12 protein-coding genes are annotated in these 16,674 nt (G+C 64.9%); 5 read left to right on the forward strand and 7 right to left on the reverse strand.

Going from position 1 to position 16,674, the window contains the following annotated elements:
* The first annotated feature begins 40 nt into the window (after positions 1–40).
* From accC to queD, 4 genes are all read left to right on the forward strand, one after another.
* The gene (gene accC, locus G4L39_RS00640; RefSeq protein ID WP_165105142.1) at positions 41–1,423 is read left to right on the forward strand and encodes an acetyl-CoA carboxylase biotin carboxylase subunit; all 1,383 of its coding nucleotides are present in this window, start codon (positions 41–43) and stop codon (positions 1,421–1,423) included.
* Between the two features lie 58 nt (positions 1,424–1,481).
* The gene (locus tag G4L39_RS00645) at positions 1,482–2,720 is read left to right on the forward strand and encodes a phenylacetate--CoA ligase family protein (RefSeq protein WP_165105144.1); all 1,239 of its coding nucleotides are present in this window, start codon (positions 1,482–1,484) and stop codon (positions 2,718–2,720) included.
* Positions 2,717–4,123 (forward strand): acyl-CoA reductase, encoded by a 1,407-nt coding sequence (locus tag G4L39_RS00650; protein ID WP_165105146.1) that lies wholly within the window; start codon positions 2,717–2,719, stop codon positions 4,121–4,123. Before G4L39_RS00645 ends, G4L39_RS00650 begins: the two co-directional genes overlap by 4 nt.
* Positions 4,124–4,220: 97 nt before the next feature.
* Entirely contained in the window at positions 4,221–4,583 is a 363-nt protein-coding gene (gene queD, locus G4L39_RS00655) for a 6-carboxytetrahydropterin synthase QueD (protein ID WP_165105148.1), read from the forward strand.
* Here the strand turns inward: queD and G4L39_RS00660 are convergent.
* From G4L39_RS00660 to G4L39_RS00670, 3 genes are all read right to left on the reverse strand, one after another.
* Positions 4,568–5,185, reverse strand: coding sequence for an SET domain-containing protein (locus G4L39_RS00660; RefSeq protein ID WP_165105149.1), 618 nt, complete (start codon positions 5,183–5,185; stop codon positions 4,568–4,570). The two genes, queD and G4L39_RS00660, sit on opposite strands and share 16 nt — an antisense overlap.
* Positions 5,110–5,913: an RluA family pseudouridine synthase gene (locus G4L39_RS00665; RefSeq protein ID WP_165105151.1), complete on the reverse strand. Its 804-nt coding sequence runs from the start codon at positions 5,911–5,913 to the stop codon at positions 5,110–5,112. The genes G4L39_RS00660 and G4L39_RS00665 overlap by 76 nt, the downstream gene beginning before the upstream one ends.
* A 457-nt stretch (positions 5,914–6,370) precedes the next feature.
* Positions 6,371–9,952 (reverse strand): Ig-like domain-containing domain, encoded by a 3,582-nt coding sequence (locus tag G4L39_RS00670; protein WP_165105153.1) that lies wholly within the window; start codon positions 9,950–9,952, stop codon positions 6,371–6,373.
* 530 nt (positions 9,953–10,482) lie between these two features.
* On the opposite strand from G4L39_RS00670, the gene G4L39_RS00675 reads away from it, so the two are divergent.
* A complete protein-coding gene (locus G4L39_RS00675) occupies positions 10,483–10,836 on the forward strand; it encodes a competence type IV pilus major pilin ComGC (RefSeq protein WP_165105155.1) in 354 nt (117 codons plus the stop codon).
* A gap of 717 nt (positions 10,837–11,553) precedes the next feature.
* On the opposite strand, the gene G4L39_RS00680 is transcribed toward G4L39_RS00675, so the two are convergent.
* The 4 genes from G4L39_RS00680 to G4L39_RS00695 all read right to left on the reverse strand — a co-directional run.
* Positions 11,554–12,567 (reverse strand): sugar phosphate isomerase/epimerase family protein, encoded by a 1,014-nt coding sequence (locus G4L39_RS00680; RefSeq protein WP_205880677.1) that lies wholly within the window; start codon positions 12,565–12,567, stop codon positions 11,554–11,556.
* Positions 12,568–12,613: 46 nt separating this feature from the next.
* Complete coding sequence (locus G4L39_RS00685) at positions 12,614–13,618, reverse strand: DUF7847 domain-containing protein (RefSeq protein WP_165105156.1); 1,005 nt, start codon at positions 13,616–13,618, stop codon at positions 12,614–12,616.
* A gap of 644 nt (positions 13,619–14,262) precedes the next feature.
* Positions 14,263–16,011 carry a pectate lyase family protein gene (locus G4L39_RS00690; protein ID WP_205880678.1) on the reverse strand — a complete coding sequence of 583 codons (1,749 nt, stop codon included), beginning with the start codon at positions 16,009–16,011 and terminating at the stop codon, positions 14,263–14,265.
* Between the two features lie 25 nt (positions 16,012–16,036).
* The coding region (locus G4L39_RS00695; RefSeq protein ID WP_165105158.1) for a DUF3826 domain-containing protein at positions 16,037–16,674 on the reverse strand (638 nt) is incomplete at its 5' end.

Genomic DNA, 16,674 nt, shown 5'->3' on the forward strand with positions numbered 1-16,674 from the left:
GGGGCGGCCTGGCGGTGGCGACCCGGTGGATGCCTCCAGCATGTTCGAAAAGATCCTCATAGCCAATCGGGGTGAGATTGCGGTGCGGATCATCCGCGCGTGCAAGGAGCTGAACATTCGCACGGTGGCGGTGTACTCGGAGGCCGATGCCAACTCGATGCATGTGCAATTGGCCGACGAGGCGGTGTGCATCGGCCCGGCTCCGGCCAGCGAGAGTTATCTGCGGATTGACCGGATCATCAGCGCGGCCGAGATCACCGACGTGGACGCCATTCATCCCGGGTACGGTTTTTTGTCCGAGAACCCGCATTTTGCGGACGTTTGCGAGAGCTGCAACATTCGGTTCATTGGGCCCAGTGCGCAGGCGATGAGCGCGCTGGAGGACAAGGCGGTGAGTCGTGCGCTGGCCAAGAAGGCGGGCGTGCCGGTGCCGCCCGGATCGGACGGGCCGGTGGAGACCGAACAGGAAGCGATCGAGGTGGCGCGCCGGATTGGTTATCCGGTGATGATCAAGGCGGTGGCGGGCGGGGGTGGACGCGGGATGCGCGTGGCGCACAACGATGTGTCCCTGGTCAAGGGATACCACACCTGCCGGACCGAGGCGGAGAAGGCCTTCGGCAATTCCGGGGTGTACATCGAAAAGTACATTGAGAACCCGCATCACATCGAGTTTCAGATCCTGGCGGATCGGCACGGACACATCATCCACTTGGGCGAGCGCGACTGTTCGATTCAGCGGCGCAACCAGAAGCTGATCGAGGAGACACCCTCGCCCCTGATCGAGACCCGGTTCAAGAAACTGCGGGAGAAAATGGGGCGCGCGGCGATCAAGATTGCCGAGGCCGCCCGCTATACCAACGCCGGGACGGTCGAGTTCATCGTGGACAACCAGGGGAACTTCTACTTCCTGGAGATGAACAAGCGCATCCAGGTGGAACACCCGGTGACCGAGGAGGTGACGGGCATTGACCTGGTGCAACAGCAGATCCTATTGGCGATGGGCGAGCCGTTGCGGATCAAACAGAGCGACGTTCACATCCGGGGTCACGCCCTCGAGTGTCGCATTAATGCGGAGGACCCGTTTGACGATTTCAAGCCCAGTCCGGGACGGGTGGAGATGTACTATCAGCCGGGCGGGCGTGGGGTGCGGGTGGACAGCCACGTGTACGCGGGTTACACGATCCCGCCCTACTACGACTCGATGATTGCCAAGTTAATCACGCACGGCCGCGACCGTTCGGAGGCAATCAGCCGGATGATCCGGGCCCTGGGGGAATACTACATCACCGGCATCAAGACCACGATCGGTCTGCAACAGGCCATCCTTCAGGATCCCAACTTTCGCAAGGGCGTGTACGACACCGGCTTTATCGAACGGTTGCTCGGCCGGGCGCGGCGCGAACTGGTGGAGGAACGCGCCTGAAAGGTTGAATCCGCGCCCGATGCCGGGTGCTGTCGGATCACCTCTAGCTGATCTCCGGATGAGTTTGCTCGAGCTGCCAACCGATTGGATGGAATTTGTTCGGGCGTGGCCGGAGTGCTGGTCACGTTTCGCCACGCGGCCGGACGGTTGGCCGGTAGAGGCGTGGGACGAGGGGCTTTTTCGACAGCAGGCGTTTCGTCTTTTTGAGCTGCAGTTCCGTTACAACGCACCGTACCGGCGTTGGTGCGAGGCGCGGGGGGTGCATCCGGACCGGGTACGGGATTGGCGGGAGATCCCGGCCGTGCCGACGGCCGCGTTTGCAGAGTTTGAGTTCACCTGTTTGCCGCCCGGGATGCGCCCGGCGGTGTTCCATTCGAGTGGGACCACGCGGGGTCGGCCCGGCCGGCATTTTCACAATGCCGAGACGCTGGCGGTGTACGAGACGGCCCTGTGGTGGGGGTTTGTACGTGCGTTGTGGACGGACCGGGTGGGGCCGGAGGCCATGGCGCTACTGATTCTGATGCCGCTGCCCACGCAGGCGCCGCACTCCTCCCTGGTGTACATGTGTGAGACGGTGCGGCGTCGGATGGGCCAGCCGCCGGAAGCATTCGCGGGCCGGGTGGACTCGAATGGTGCATGGGACCTGGAGCCGGCGCACGTTTGGTCCCGGCTGCGGCATTGGAGTGCGCAGGGCCGACCGGTGATGATCCTGGCCACGGCGTTCATGTTGGTGCGGCTGTTGGATGCGCCGGGGCTGGATCCGGCCCGGTTGGCGTTACCGCCCGGGTCGAGGCTGATGGAGACCGGCGGGTACAAGGGTCGCACGCGGGAACTGAGCCCTGGCGAGTTGCGTCGGTTGCTGGAGGAGCGGTTGGGGCTGCCGGCGGCAGCGGTGATCTCCGAATACGGGATGTGTGAACTCAGCTCGCAGGCCTATGACGGGGCCTGGCCGCGGGAGGGTTTGGGGGTGACGGTCAGCGGGGGGGCGGACCGTGGGCAGGGCGGCTCGGGGCCGGTTCGGATCCGCAGGAGGTTCCGGTTCCCGCCGTGGGTGCGGATTCAGGTACTGGACCCGGAAACGGGTGCGGAGGTGCCGGAGGGAGGATTGGGGTTGTTGCAGGTAACGGATTTGGCGAACGTGGGTTCCGTGCTGGCAATCCGGACGGACGATTTGGTGGAGAAGGTTCGGGACGGCTTCCGCTTTCATGGACGGGCAGCGGGTGCGGAGCCCAAAGGATGTTCCCTTTGGACGGCCGACCGGGCCGTACCGGGTAAGGGAACCTTGCAGGGACCATGAGCTGGCCGGGCTATTTTCTGGCGGACCTGCCCTCGGACGCGACGCTGACGCCGCAACTGGTGGCCGAGGCGATTCGGACGCTGCGTCGCAACCGCGAGCTTTACCTGGCGGACCGGCCCGTGACGCAGTTGGTTCGGCTGCTGGCCGAGGTGGGACGGAACTGGATGCAACCGGATGATCCATTCCGTCAGCGGGCCCTTGCGGAGGGTCCCGAGCGCACCGGGTTCAGTCGTGCCACCCTGGAGCGGGGCTTGGACAGTTTTTTTGGAGCCCTGACGGAGTCGGATCTGCGCCGGCTGCTCGTGCAGGACCTTGGGGATCCGAGCGTGCTGGACGGGTTTGCGGTGGTGACCGAGCCCCATCGGGTGGTGCGTGCGCGGGGGCCGCGCCTGTTGGTGCATTTTGCGCCCGGGAACCTGCCGGATCCGGCCCTGCAGATGTTGGTGCTGGGTGTTTTGGTGAAATCCGCCCAGTTCATGAAGTGCTCGGTGGGCGGCGACTTTTTGCCCCGGCTGTTTGCGCATTCGGTGCGGGCGGTGGACCCCAAACTGGCCAGTTGCCTGGAGTTGGCGGTGTGGCCCGGAGGACGGACCGACCTGGAAGAGGTCCTGTTGCAGGAGGCGGACTGCGTGACGGTGGCGGGTCGGGACGCCACCGTGGCCGCCCTGCGGGCTCGCACGCCGGTCACCACGAGGTTCCTGGGTTACGGACACCGGGTGAGCTTTGGGTTTATTGGTTACGGCGTGACGCACGAGGTTTCGCTGGAGACGCTGGCCGAGCGTGCCGCGGCGGATGTGACCGCGTGGGATCAGGCGGGTTGTCTCTCGCCCCACCTGTTTTACGTGCAGACCGGACCGGATCAACAGTTTCCCGTGCGATTTGCCGAGGCGCTCGCGCGGGCCCTGGACCAATGGGAGATGCGGCAGCCGCGGGGACCGTTGCCCCCGGAGAGGGCGGCGCTGATCACTGCACGCCGTGACCTGTATGCTCTCCGGGCCGCCTGTGAAGGGCACACGCGGGTGTGGAGCAGTGCCGGCTCCACAGCCTGGACCGTGGTTTTTGAGGAGGAACCGGATTTTCAGCTCTCGTGCCTGGACCGGTTTGTGTATGTCAAACCGGTGGTGAGTCTGGCGCGAGCTTTGCAGGCGGCCGAGCCGGTGCGGCTGCATGTATCCACGGTGGGGGTGGCGGTGCCGTCCGGCACGCGTCAGGTGGTGGCGGAGGAACTGACCCGATGGGGCGTGCCGCGGATCTGCCCGTTGGGGCGGATGCAACAACCGCCCTGGACCTGGCATCATGACGGTCGGCCGGCCCTGGGTGACCTGGTCTGTTGGACGGATTGGGAACAGGAGTCTGCGGCGCCATCGGCCGCTGCCTCCGCCGGCGCCACACCGGCAGCATGAAGCCTGCAATCGAACTGCCAGGGGCGCGGGACCGCGCCACTGCGGTTCCATTCAGGCCGGGTGCAGGGTGATTCCAAACCCCGGGGAGGGATGAGATATGAAGGTGGAACTGCGAAAGACGTTTCAGTTCGAGGCAGCGCATCGGCTGCCTCATGTACCGCCGGAACACAAATGCCATCGTCTGCACGGGCACAGCTTTCAGGTGGAGATCGTGGTTCGGGGTGAATGCGACCCGCACCTGGGCTGGTTGCTGGATTACGGGGAGATTGCCCGGCGGTTTCAACCCATTTACGAGCAGCTCGACCACCGTTATTTGAACGAAATCGCCGGCCTGGAGAATCCGACCAGCGAGGTTTTGGCGGCGTGGATTTGGAACCGGCTGAAACCGGTGTTGCCGGAGCTGGCGGAGGTGGTGGTGGCCGAGACCTGCACGGCCCGCTGCGTTTACCGGGGTGATTGAGCGGCGGACGTTGCGGGTGGGTTCTGCCCCCGGGGCTGTGCCGGGGTGGACGAGCCGCCCTCCGCGGCAATGCGTTCGAGCTCCCGCTGGCGACGAACGTGTTCGAAGAACTCCTCCGCCACGATGTACCCCACGCAGTCCGGCGCGCCGCAGTTGCACGGGTAGTCTTTGTACTCCGAAAGATCGTACCCGTAGTTGAAGGTCAGCTCTTCCCCGGCCCGGATGTCCCGCAGGGCCAGAATCCAGATCCGTTCTTCGTCCTCGTCCAGTTCGGTTTCACAGTTGGGGCGGCAACTGTGGTTCAAGAACCGGGCCGGGTTCCACGGCACGTTGCCGTCGATGTCGTAGCGGTCGTTCAGGCAGAAGATGTAGACATTGTTGGCCTGGCAACGCCGTGCGGATTCCTCCTTCGTGATCTTTTCGCCCACGTATTCGAGGATGCGCGTGCCGGCCGGGATGTCCTTTTTGGCGAACCCGCCGATGCCGTGGATGGGTGAGCGCCGAAAGACCACCCATTCGGTCTCGGCTACGATTTCGTCGTGGAGGGCCGGCGTGGAGGACCGGCCTTCGAGATTATGCTGGTTGGTGGTTCCGGTTTCCATGGCACCTCGGCAAAACCGAACTCGGCAAGAAAATGGCTCCACGGGGCCTGAATGTCCACGGCCTTGTGCGTGAACGGGTCCACGTAGGCCAGGCGGACGGCGCGCAGGGCCAGCTTGCGGTGGGGCGCTTCGGAGGGAGCGGCCCTGCCGTACAGGGGGTCGCCAACCACCGGATACCCGCTTGCAGCCAGGTGAACGCGAATCTGGTGGGTTCGCCCGGTGCGCGGCCGGCATTCCAACAACGTGACGCCTTGGCCGACGGCGATGCGGCGAAATGCGGTTTCAGCAGGTTTTCCGCGTCGTTGATCCACGCGGATGCGGCCCTTCGAGTCGGGTTCGGGCGCGAGTTTCAGGCGGCAAACCCAGGCGGGTTGCTTTACTTCACCTTCCACAACTGCAAGGTACACCTTCTCCACCTGCCCCCTCTGGAACAGTCGGGAATAGGCCGCCAGCGCTCCAGGACTCCTGGCCAGCAACAGCACTCCGCTGGTGTCCCCGTCCAGGCGGTGCACAAAACGCAGATACTTGAGTCCACGCGACCGAGCCCACCAGTCGCCGGCCCGCAAGGACGACTCCAGGGCCGCTTGCAGGTTTCGAGCGGTGCGCTGCCAGTGGACCGGGACGAGCAGCCAGCCGGCCGGTTTGTCCACGGCCAGTACGGATCGGTCCTCGTAGAGGATCGGAATGGGGTCGCAACCGGGCAGTTCGATCCATTCGGGTTTGCCCATGACCCCGCGAAGCCTAGCCCGGCCGGTCACGATCAACAAGGATGGGTTGGCGCCGGTGTTTCGACAACCTGGAGGCCACCTGGACTGGTGCAGGGGGTGGGATCCACTGCGTGGCCGGAGAGAGGCGCCGTGGATTGGACCGGGTCGGTGTCCGGCCGATGATGGCGCCCGTGTTGGGGGGATGTGGCAACCGTGGCGGTCGGGCTTGAGGTGGAACGGGCTGTCGGGCAAGAGGGTTGGCCGACGGTCACCAGGCTCAATGCGCACGTCGGCTTGGGAAGGTGGCCTCGCTGCGGGGGCATTTTCGGTCGGGAGGCGCCGACTGCCCCGCTTTTGTGAGTCCAGATTCAGGCCCGGGGAAGCCGGGATCGGACGGCCCTTGAGGGGGGCTGAAAAACGGACCGGGCGGTCCCAAGGGACCGCCCGGTGTGTAGGAGGCTCAGGTTACCTCTACCGTTTACCTGCGGGCACGATAGAACTTCGCGCCCGGAGTGATGGTCACGCGGTAGGGCGAGGTGGCTCCGGCCACGTCGGTGTACGGACCGGTGACCGCATCGGCCTGTTGCAACGTGCCGGTGAAGGTCAGGATGATGTTATTGCCCTCACGGGCGATGGACAGCGTGGGCGGCGGCTGCACGGTGACGGCCCGATACGTCTTGAGCGCGTTGGGGTTGTTCGGGTCGTTCAGCAGGGCTCGTGTGCCGTCGGGCAGCACGCTGAACCATTCGCAGTTGTCGCCACCGCCGCCTTCGAAGTACATGAGCCGGAGCGGGTAAACACCGGGCGTGGGCACCACGATGTCGAACAGGGTGTCCGAGGAACCCCGACCGCCGTCGAAGAAGCCAAGGGCTCCCTCGGCGGCCCATGAGACCGGGATCGGGTTGATGGTGCCGATGACCTCGTTGGTGGCCGCGGCGGCAATGAGTTTGTTGCCGTGCTCGAGCATGATCATGACTGCCGGGATATCCTGGTAACCTTCGGATCCCACCCCCATCTCAATCGGGATGGGTCCTTGGTTACCCGCGGCAGTGTTGAACTCATCGCGGTCGTTCACCACGATCACGGCCTTCGCCCCGGCCAGGAGGCAGTTTCGGATCTTGGCGCTGAAGCCCACCCCACCGCGCCGGCAGATGGCGATGTTGTTGGATACGGCGGCCGCGTTGTTGAGCGGGCCGTCGGCCAGGATGGGATCGGTGGGCACGATCCTGCCCGTGATCGGTGCGTTGGTCAGCGGCCGGGCGGTGCCGGCGGGCGCGTGAATGGCGTAGTAACCGCCGGCGACCGATGCCGGGGCGCTGACCATCAGGGCGCCGTTCTTGGCGGGCCGCTGATGACCTTCCGTGACCAGGAACCCGTCGTCACTGTTGACACCCAGCCGGTATGCACCAGCCTGCGGGAAGACCACCCAGGTGAGCACCTCCACGGAGTAACCGGCCTTGGTCAGCAGTTCGCTCTGCGGGATGTTCGGGTCGAAGAGTCCGGGCAGGCCGGGCGGGAACTCGTCCGGATACCCGTTGATGTCGCGGAAGTTGCCCTGTTGGTTGGGGCCGCCGCTCCAGGGCAGGCCGTCGAGCTCGCCGTTCCAGTTCACCACGCCGGTGTACTCAAAGTACCCGTTGACCATCTGGTTCTGGTTGGTCGCGCCGTTGGGCCGGAGATAACCGGCCAGCAATTGTTCGGCCGCGTAGATCCGTGTCAGCGGGTAGACACCGTCCCATTCACCCGGCGCGGTCCATCCGAAGATCGGCTTCCAGGTTAGGACGCGGAACCCGGGTTTGGTGGAGTCTTCGGACCCGAGGGGCAGGCCCTGGGTCAGGGTCCGGTAGTTCACGACCTGGAAGCTCCAAGTGTAGGAGTATTGGGTACCGGCGCTGTCGGTGAAGGAGAGCTCAATGGTGTTGGTGGAACCGCTGGCCCAGTAACCGCCCGGACCGATGGGCGGGTGTGTAACGACCGTGGTGGCGCCCGAGGTGATGGTGGGCGTGACAGTCTGGGAGTTGACCTTCAACACGATCGAGTTCGCGTTGACGGTGGTGGAACCGTTGGCCAGCTCGATGCGGATGCTGCGGGACGGGCTCACGTCCACGGCATCGCGGACCGGGATGGCCGCCTGCACGTAGCAACCCACGCCGGTGGCGGAGGTCCAGGCCTGCAGGGCCTGCGGCGTGGCGTTGCTGTTGACCAGGAACAGGTTGGTGTCCACGCGGGTGTACCATTCCACGTTAAACCCGCCCGCGCGGTTGTAGACGATACCGCGGATCGGGTAGACGCCGGGCTGATCGACAATGATCCGCTGCTGGGTCGGCGCGTTCAAACCCGTGCTGTTGCCACGACCGCCGTTGAAGAAGGAGATGATGTCGCCCATGCGATCCCTGGCATTGCGAGCGGTGGTCAGACGGAACCCGTCATCGCTGTTGACCACCATGATGTAGTCGCCGGCGGTCGGGAAGTAGACGTAGGCGAACCACTCAATGGTGCCGTCATCGGTGGAGGTCTTGGCAGGATTCGACCCGAATCCGAGGTCACGAATGTCGTAATCTGCACCTTCCCACAACCCCACGAAGCTACCCCCTTGCTGGAAGTTGCCGTTCGGGGTACCGAAGGGGCCGGAGTTTTGGTAGTCGAGTACATCGGTGGAGGTGGGCGTGGGGCCGGTAATCAGGTTGGGCCCCCACAGGCCGAGGATTTGCTCTTCGGTCCAGTTGAGCTGGTTGTCGCCGCGGCTGTTGCGGTTTTCGGCCAGGGTTTGGTAGATGGCGCCGAAGGCGATGCCCCGCGGCTGACCCGAAACCGCCGAGAGCGGCAGGGCATAGTTGGTCGGCATAATAAAGTAGTCGGGCGTGGTGGCCGACGCGCTACCAACCAACGACTGGCCCAGGTTGCTTTGGAAGGCCACCTGAATGGTGTTCCCGGAACGAGGCGGCAGACGGGTCGCTTGTGTATAGGTCACGATGGTTTCGTTGCCGGAACGCGTCACCGTGACGTTGGCGGTTACGTCCGTGCCGTTCCAGATGACCTGCGTGACGTTGGTGGCCTGGGCGGGCGGGGTGTCTTCGATGACCAGCGTCCACCCGCGCAAATCCGGATTGATGGTGAGGGATTTGATGACCGGTTCGATGGCCGGCGTGGTTTCGAGTGTGATGTTGTCGAAGTGCACGTTCTGGTTGGCTCCACCGGTCCGACCGGCCAGGATCAGGCGTCCTTTATGCACCCCGTACTCTTGAAGCTGGAAGCCATCCAGGATCCTCCGGCCCTTCCAGGTTACGTAGACCCTGTTATCGGCGGTTTTCTCTACTTCCAGTCGGCACCATGCCAAAACGGAATAGTCTCCGTCTCCGCCGGTCCAAGGACCCGTTTGCATGGAGTCGGTGACGTCGCAACCCCCGCCATTCCGATTCGGCATCGGCACCTGGATGAGGGTGCGATCGTCCACCCGGACCGCCACACCTTCAACGTCACTGTTGTTCGGCGTATCGGGCAATAGGTTCCCCTGCCAGGCGTCAAAGACTATGGCCACACCGGTCTTGGAACCGTTCTCGGGCAGGCCACTGCCCAGCGGGCTCTGGGCGGTGGAGAGGTCATCGCCCCCGGCAAACCCGAACACAATGCCGCGCCCCGTTATGGGGTCCACGTACTGTACGATGTTGCTCAGGGCAGGATCGTTTTCCCGGACGTAACTGATGCTGAAGCCGTCGGCGGGTCGCTCGGTGGTGCCGTTACCGGCCCGGACATCCATCGTGATTCGGAACGCCTTAACCGGGGCACCGTTGTCGATGTCCGGGAACACCACGGCCAAGCTTCGGCCACCTGCGGCCGGCGTCAACTGGAGGAAGCCGCCGGTGGGCGGGTTACCGTCGAAGTATTGTTTCCAGCTTTCGGTGAAAATGGTGGTTGCGTCACCGGCCACCACGAGGTTTACGAGCGAAGGATCGTTCCAGTCGTCGAACGTCCATGTGATGGTGCCTGCGCGCGTCCGCAGGGAGGAGACCCCCAGCGCCACGGCGGCGCCCAGGGCAAGGGTAAGGATTCGACGTTGCATAGGCTCTGCAGTTTTCAGGGTTGATTGGATTTGGACCAACTGTTCGGGGGCCACTATAGGCTGTTGTTCGAGGCTGGCAAGCGTTTTTTCCAGGAATGTAACTTGCCTCCCCAAGCGGAGGATTTGCGACAAGAGGGCCCGCCGGGCAGGTTGGGTTTGGGCTTTCTAGCAAGCCGATCGGCCCGGCTGCAGGGGCCAAAAGTAGTGGACAGGGCTTCCCGGGGCCGGGGGTGAGGTCGGGATCGGCGCTTTGGCCGACAAGGTGAATCCAGGGGAGGGGCGGAATACGGGGTGAAAGAGAGGTTTAGCGAGTGTGTTGTGTACCTCGACCGCCGGTTTGCAGCTGCCATTGCCATGCCGGCGCGACTTTTGGGAAGGAACGGGTTTTGACTTTTAGTGGAGGTCGGGTCCGGGTACGGTGATGGTCCGACCGCCCGGGCTGGCAGGGCGGCCTGCGGCTGGAGGAACCGCCCCGGTGGGCCCGGACGGCCCGGGGCGATGGTTTCGGGGAACGAGGATGTGAAGTTGCCATGAAGATGCGTACGCGCAGACGAGCCGGGTTTACCCTGGTGGAGATCATGATTGTGGTGGCCATCATTGGCCTGTTGATGGCGGTGGCGATTCCCAATCTCGGGCGGGCCCGCCGGACCACGCAGGCCAAGGTGTGCGTGGCGAATTTGCGAATGATCCAGAGTGCCAAGCAGCAGTGGGCGCTCGAGAACGGCAAGAGCGACAGCGACACTCCCACTGAGCAGGATTTGCTGCCGTACATTGAAAACGAGACCTTCCCCAGATGCCCCGCGGGCGGAACCTACACGATTAATCCGGTGGGCACCTATCCCACCTGCAGCAAGGCATCGGAAGGGCACGCGATCGGGAGATAGGGGCCTTGCGGGCTTTCCGGGGTGCACGGTCTCACCAGGTTGCGGCTGCAGGGGGTGGTTCTTCAGTTTGCCCACTGTGGCCCGTGCCAGGGAGGCTTTGACCGCGCCGGCTGCCAGGTTCAGCGGTCGCTTTTTGGAGATGCGCTTACCGAGAGCCTCCGGCCACTGCAGGCGCTGCGGACCCGGTGCCATGACTCACCTGACGATTTTTTCATGGGGTAGCCACGGAGTGGACTGATCCGACCTGTCGCGGCGGGTGCCGGCTGTGACGGAACCCTGCAACGGCGCCCTTCCGTCAGCCGTGCGCCTGATGGTTGGGGGATCCGGGCCCGGTCCGGCTCTGGGGGCTCACCGCATGGACAGGTGTGGACGAGCCGGCTCACCGGAAACCAGACATTGTTGAACCCGCCGCCGTTCCAGCCCCGGGCTTCTGCCCCGGGCGGCGGCGAGGTTTGCACGTGCGGTCGGTATACCTTACCTGGCAGATCCGGGGCCGGGCCATCGGTCGGAGGTTACCCCTTGAGAGGCCCTGCTCCGGGCTTGCGCGCGTTCGTTGCTGTCGGAACGAGCCCTGGTCTGGCGCCCTGGTTGTTCAAGGCCCGGAGACCTGGCGTGCTCCGAATGGGGCCTGATCGTTCTCGCGTACGCGAAGGGGTGAGCATTGAATCACCGGCAGGTCGTCAGGTGGCGGGGGTGGGGCGCCGGTCTGCCCGGAGTTCACAATGCGCCGGAAGCAGGGGATGTCTGCGGGGATGTATTGCCGAAGATCTTTTTGAGGTGGGCGATGTTGGTGGCGAAGTTGTGGTGGATGTCGCGTGGTTTGTTTTTGTCGCGGGATCGTTCGACCACCAGCCAGCCGCGCCAGCCCATGGCGTCGAGGGTCCTGCGGATGCGGGGCAGGTCCACCCGGGGGTCCTCCGGCAGGCGGTAACCGTCCTCGTTGGTGGCGTGGATTTGGATGAGGTTTTCGGGCCCCAAGGTTTCCAGTTCAGCGACAATGTCGCGGTCATGTTTCGTGGCCTGCGCAAAATTGAAGTAACTGCGCACGGCCGGGGAACCCACCTCACGCAGCAACCGCACCTCCTCCGCCGCGGGGAGGGAGGTTTCCACCCCGATGACGACTCCGGCTTGTTCAGCCCGTGAGGCGGCAAGACGCAGCCGTTCGATCACGACCGGACGGAGCTCGGGACGCCGGACCAGGTCACAGGGAACACCCAGGGGCAGAAAGAGTACGCGGACACCCAGGGCCACCGCGGTCTGGATGGCGTCCTCGATCATGCGGGGCACGGTGGGGCGTTCGGCGAAGGATTGTGCATAGAAACCGGACATGGCCAGCGAACAGAGGGTCAGGCGATGTTCCCGGGCGGTTTCCAGGAAACGCTGGCGAAACGCGGGATCGGCCAGGGCGTTTTCGAACGTGTCGCGTGTGCCGAGCGGGCCCATGTCCACCTCCACGCCGTCGGCGCCCAACTCGGCTGCGAGGCTGAAGGCGCGCGGCTTCTGGCGTTGGAGGATCATCCAGTCGCACACGCCGATGCGGTAACGGGGTGTGGGTGCGGAGTTTTCCCCGGACCGGCCCAGGGGTGGCATGGCGACGACGCAGACGGCCTGCAGGAGCCGGCGGATGAACCGGCGACGCGTGCAGCGGCTGCGCTCGGCGTTTGGCTGCGCGGCTTGGAGGCCGGGCGCAGGATCCCCGGTGGATGGGGTGCGACGGGGCAGGGTCGTCATGGGACCGTTATGGGTAGAAGTTCGGGTGGACGGTGAGGGTTTCGGTTCATCCGATCGAGGCCGGGGCGGGTTGGGCCGGCCCGGTGTGCCCGGGCCAGGTGAAGAGTTGTTCGTAAGCGTGCATGGCCGCGGTGAAGCTGAGTGGGAGGGTGAACAAGAGACCGATGCAACATGCCAGGGCTCCGAGCAGGTTGATTCCGAGGATGAGAAGTGCCAGGAGGAACACCCTCCCCCAGTGTCGGTGGACGACGCGGCGGCTGAGCTTCATCGCGGGCCAGAAATCCAGGCCCTTCTCCATAATGAGCGGCAGGACAAACCACCAGCAGATGCCGAGGTACGTAACGGGGATGAGCATCAGCAAAAAGCCCAGCGCAATGAGGGTCGCACCGAGGGCCTTGAGCCACACCGCCGTTTCAGCAAGGACGCACGAAACAGCACCAATGCCCGAGACCAATCCTCCCGGGACGCTTGTCAAGACCAGGAGAACCCCGGCGACAAGCCACCCGAGGAATAGCGGCACGAACCGGTATCGGAACCCGGCGAACAGGTCGGCCAGTTCGGCTCCCTGGCCGCGCAAAACGCGGAGAATGAGGTAACAGAGTCCGCCAATGAGAGGCCCGTGGATGACCCATGACGCCGGGATGACCAGAAGGCCTGCCAAGGGGATCCCACTCAGGACTTCAAGACAGATCAGGATGAACAGCCAGAGGACCACCGCGCCGAAGATGATGCCGGCGCCCGCAGAGGTGACGGTGCGCCAGGCCCGGCCGATGCACTCGGACGGACTCAGCTCAACCTGTCGGGAGTCGACGTGGGGCGCCAGAGGGAGGGTGCCCGGGGGCAGCTTGTCTGGGCTGGAGATCGGGTGTGCTTTGGTGCCGGCGAGAAAAACGGCCAGTTCGGGGTATTCGACGAGGGGACGCCACTCGACGGAATCTGCGCGTCGGACCCGGGTTTGAGCGTTGCAACGGCCTTCCGTGATCCAGCGGCCGATGACTTCGGTGGTTGCCGGTCCGTATTCCCTGCCGTCGGCTCCGATGACGATGTACATGCGTGTGACTTTGGGATGGTCCGGGGGCCGGGGCGGCCTGCCCGGAAGGATTTGGCATGATTAGGGCCGGATCGGGCGGGGTCGTCAAGGCGACGCAGGACGGATCTTGTCGCGGGTGCCCTTCGTGGGCAACGAGCCCGGTCATGAGAGATGAGCAGGTGAGCGGGCTGAGTCGGTTGGGAACCACCGCCGAGTCCGACTGATTCGGTTTCGAGCCGGGGAACCGTGCCGGTGAATTCGGGAGTGAGGCTGGAGAATTTGCTTTGGTGGATGTGCCCCTTGGATGGGTCCGGCGGGCCGAAGCCGGAACGGAGTCGGCGGGTTCTGTGGAGCTCGGGCGGATGCGGCAAGGGAGCGCATATCCGGAGTACGCACGGGTAGGGGGTTTCCGGAGCGGGGCTGGCGCGCCGGGCGTGGTCAGAGGCAGGCGTGCGAGGGCTGAGGCGCCGAGGCTTGTGCTGTTCGGCTCAGTCGAATGCCGGGGCCGATTATGCCCGGGTGTTCGAGGGGCACTCACGCTGCCACGGAAGGCGCCGTGACAGGGAGATCGGCAAGCTTGTTGTCCGGATAGGATTGGCGGTGGGGGGAGGATGCCGACCTTCCTGGTGGCGTGGTGGCAGTTCCATGGGGCAGGCGCCGGGGACTCAGCGGCGTGGCGAGAGGAGGGGATCCACGTTGTTGCGGAGGTCGGTCCAATCCCTGGCCGGGCCGCGCGGGTCGAGGCCGTAGAGGAAGGCTTCGATGTTGGTGTAACCGTCGCCGTCGAGGTCGGTGCTGGCGTCGTCGGGGTTGTGTGGGTCCAGGCCGTGGGCCAGTTCCCAGTCATCGGGCATGCCGTCGTGATCGGTGTCCTTGTAGGGCTCGCCCCGGTAGGAGGGGTAACCGCCGACTTCGTCCGGGTGTGTGATGATGCCGAGGGGCACGAGGCTACGGATGTGTTGGATGACCTGGTCGTTGTAGCCCACGGAGCGGAGGAGGGCGTCGAGGCCGGGCCAGGGTTTGGCACCGTGACTTTGGCCGGTGCGGACCATGCGGAGGATGCGTTCGTCCACGGGATCGCGTTTGGGGAGACAGGCGCCGACGTGTTGGAGGACTTCCTCGTAGGCTTCGGTGGCGGATTGGATGCGCAGCGGCGCATGGGGAAACGGTGCGCGGGTGCGGATGCGGGCGAGCACGGCGGGCAGGGGATCGCGGGCGGGGCCGGGTTGGACGCCGCCGTCCCAGTTATCGGCGGTGACTTGTGGGTTGCCCTCGACGACGTTGCCGTGGACGTAGGCCAGGCCGAAGTTGTCGAGGTTGGTGCGGCTGCGTTCGGATTCGGGTTTGAGGATGCGCCATCGGACCGGCTCATGGTCGGGCGTGGCGGGGCCCGGTTTGAAGTAGTTGTTGATGATGTTGAAGAAGCTGCGGTGGTCTCCGCCGTCGATGGTGCGGTGGACCCAGTTGAACAGGACGTTGTTGACGAAGGTGAAGTCGCCGTACATGCCGACGCTGGGGTTGCGACCGGAGTTACAGGCCCAGAGGTTGTGGTGGAAGGTGCTGTTGAGGCCGCCGAGGGTGCTGCCGAAGGCGTGGTTGTAGGTGTTCAGGGCCTCGCTGAAGATCGAGTACTGGATGGTGATGTTGACGGTGGGCAGTTTGAGGGCGGGGGTTTGGGGATCGTTGTCGTGGTCGTACATGTGGCGGTAGAGGGACATGTTTTCGTCGAGACCCCAGCTGGCCGAGACGTGGTCGATCATGATGTTGCCGACGGGGTTGCCGCCGAGGGAGTCGTCGCGGCTGCCGACCCATACCTGGCCGCGCCGGAAGCGCATGTGGCGGATGATGACGTCGTGGGTGTCAATGGCCACGGTGGCACCGGCGATGCAGACGCCGTCGCCCGGGGCGGTGTTTCCCGCGATGGTGATGTAGGGGGCGCGGATGTGGATGGGCGACTCCAGGCGGATGATGCCGGCGACATTGAAGACGACGATGCGGGGGCCCCCGGCTTCACACGCCTCGCGGAAGGTGCCGGGTCCGCGGTCGGCGAGGTTGGTCACCACAAAGACGCGGCCGCCGCGGCCGCCGGGGGTCCACATGCCTCCGCCCCATGCGCCGGGGAATGCGGGAATGGGAGCGCGGATGAGGTCGCCGGGCTGACTTGCGTCGGGGCGCCATGGACGACCTTTGGCGGCCCAGGCTTCGACGGTCGGACGGGCCTGTTCCCATGCGGCGTCGCTCAGACGTTCCTCCTCGGCCTGGCGACGTCGTGCCTCCGCGGCCACGTCCTCGGGGATGCGCGGATATTGGGCCGGGGATGAGGCGGCGGCGAGCAGGACGGCCAGGCAGATCGGGAACCGGCCGGTCCCGGGTGTTGGTGCTGTGATGGGACGGGTGCGAAGGTTCGTCTTCATGGTGCGGGAAAGGGTGGGTTGGGGTTCAGTATGCAGTGCCTGAACGTTCGGCTTTTCGTTGGGCGCTGATGGACTCGCGCAACCGGCGTTCGGCGGCCTTGAGATCGTAGCCCTGGGCGGAGAGATAGTTGTTGATGCGACCCTTGTAACGGTTAAAGAGGGCGTGTTTTTCGCGGGCGGACCCCTCGTCCATGGCCTGTTCCCGTGCCTCGAGCAGGAGGGAATGGATGTGGCGTTTTAGGTCCTCGGTGAGTTCGGGCAGGAGTCGGAGATAGGCGTTGTAGGTGACGGTGGTGAGGTTGTAGGTCATGCCGTCCTTGATGTGGTCCACCTGCTCCGGGGTGAGTTCGGCCCCGAGGCGCTGGAGGAATTGTTGGTGGGCCCGTTGGAGTTCGGCTCGGGTCTGCTGGAGGATTTGTTCGCGTTGCTGTTGTTGTTGGTCGGGGGACAGGGTTTTGCGCGTGTTGAGTTCGTCCAGGGCGCGGTCGCGGTCGGCGTGGATGCGACGCAGGGTTTGGTACTGCTCCATGAGGAGGTTGTGGACGCGATTGGAGACGGCGACGGAATCGAGCCGGAGCGGCAGGAGGATGTTGCGGCAACGGTCGGCCAGGGCGCGCAGGTAGGCCTGTTCTTCGGCGTCGGTGCTCGTGGGCGGGCGGGTGG

The organism is Limisphaera ngatamarikiensis, assembly GCF_011044775.1.
GTDB lineage: Bacteria > Verrucomicrobiota > Verrucomicrobiia > Limisphaerales > Limisphaeraceae > Limisphaera > Limisphaera ngatamarikiensis.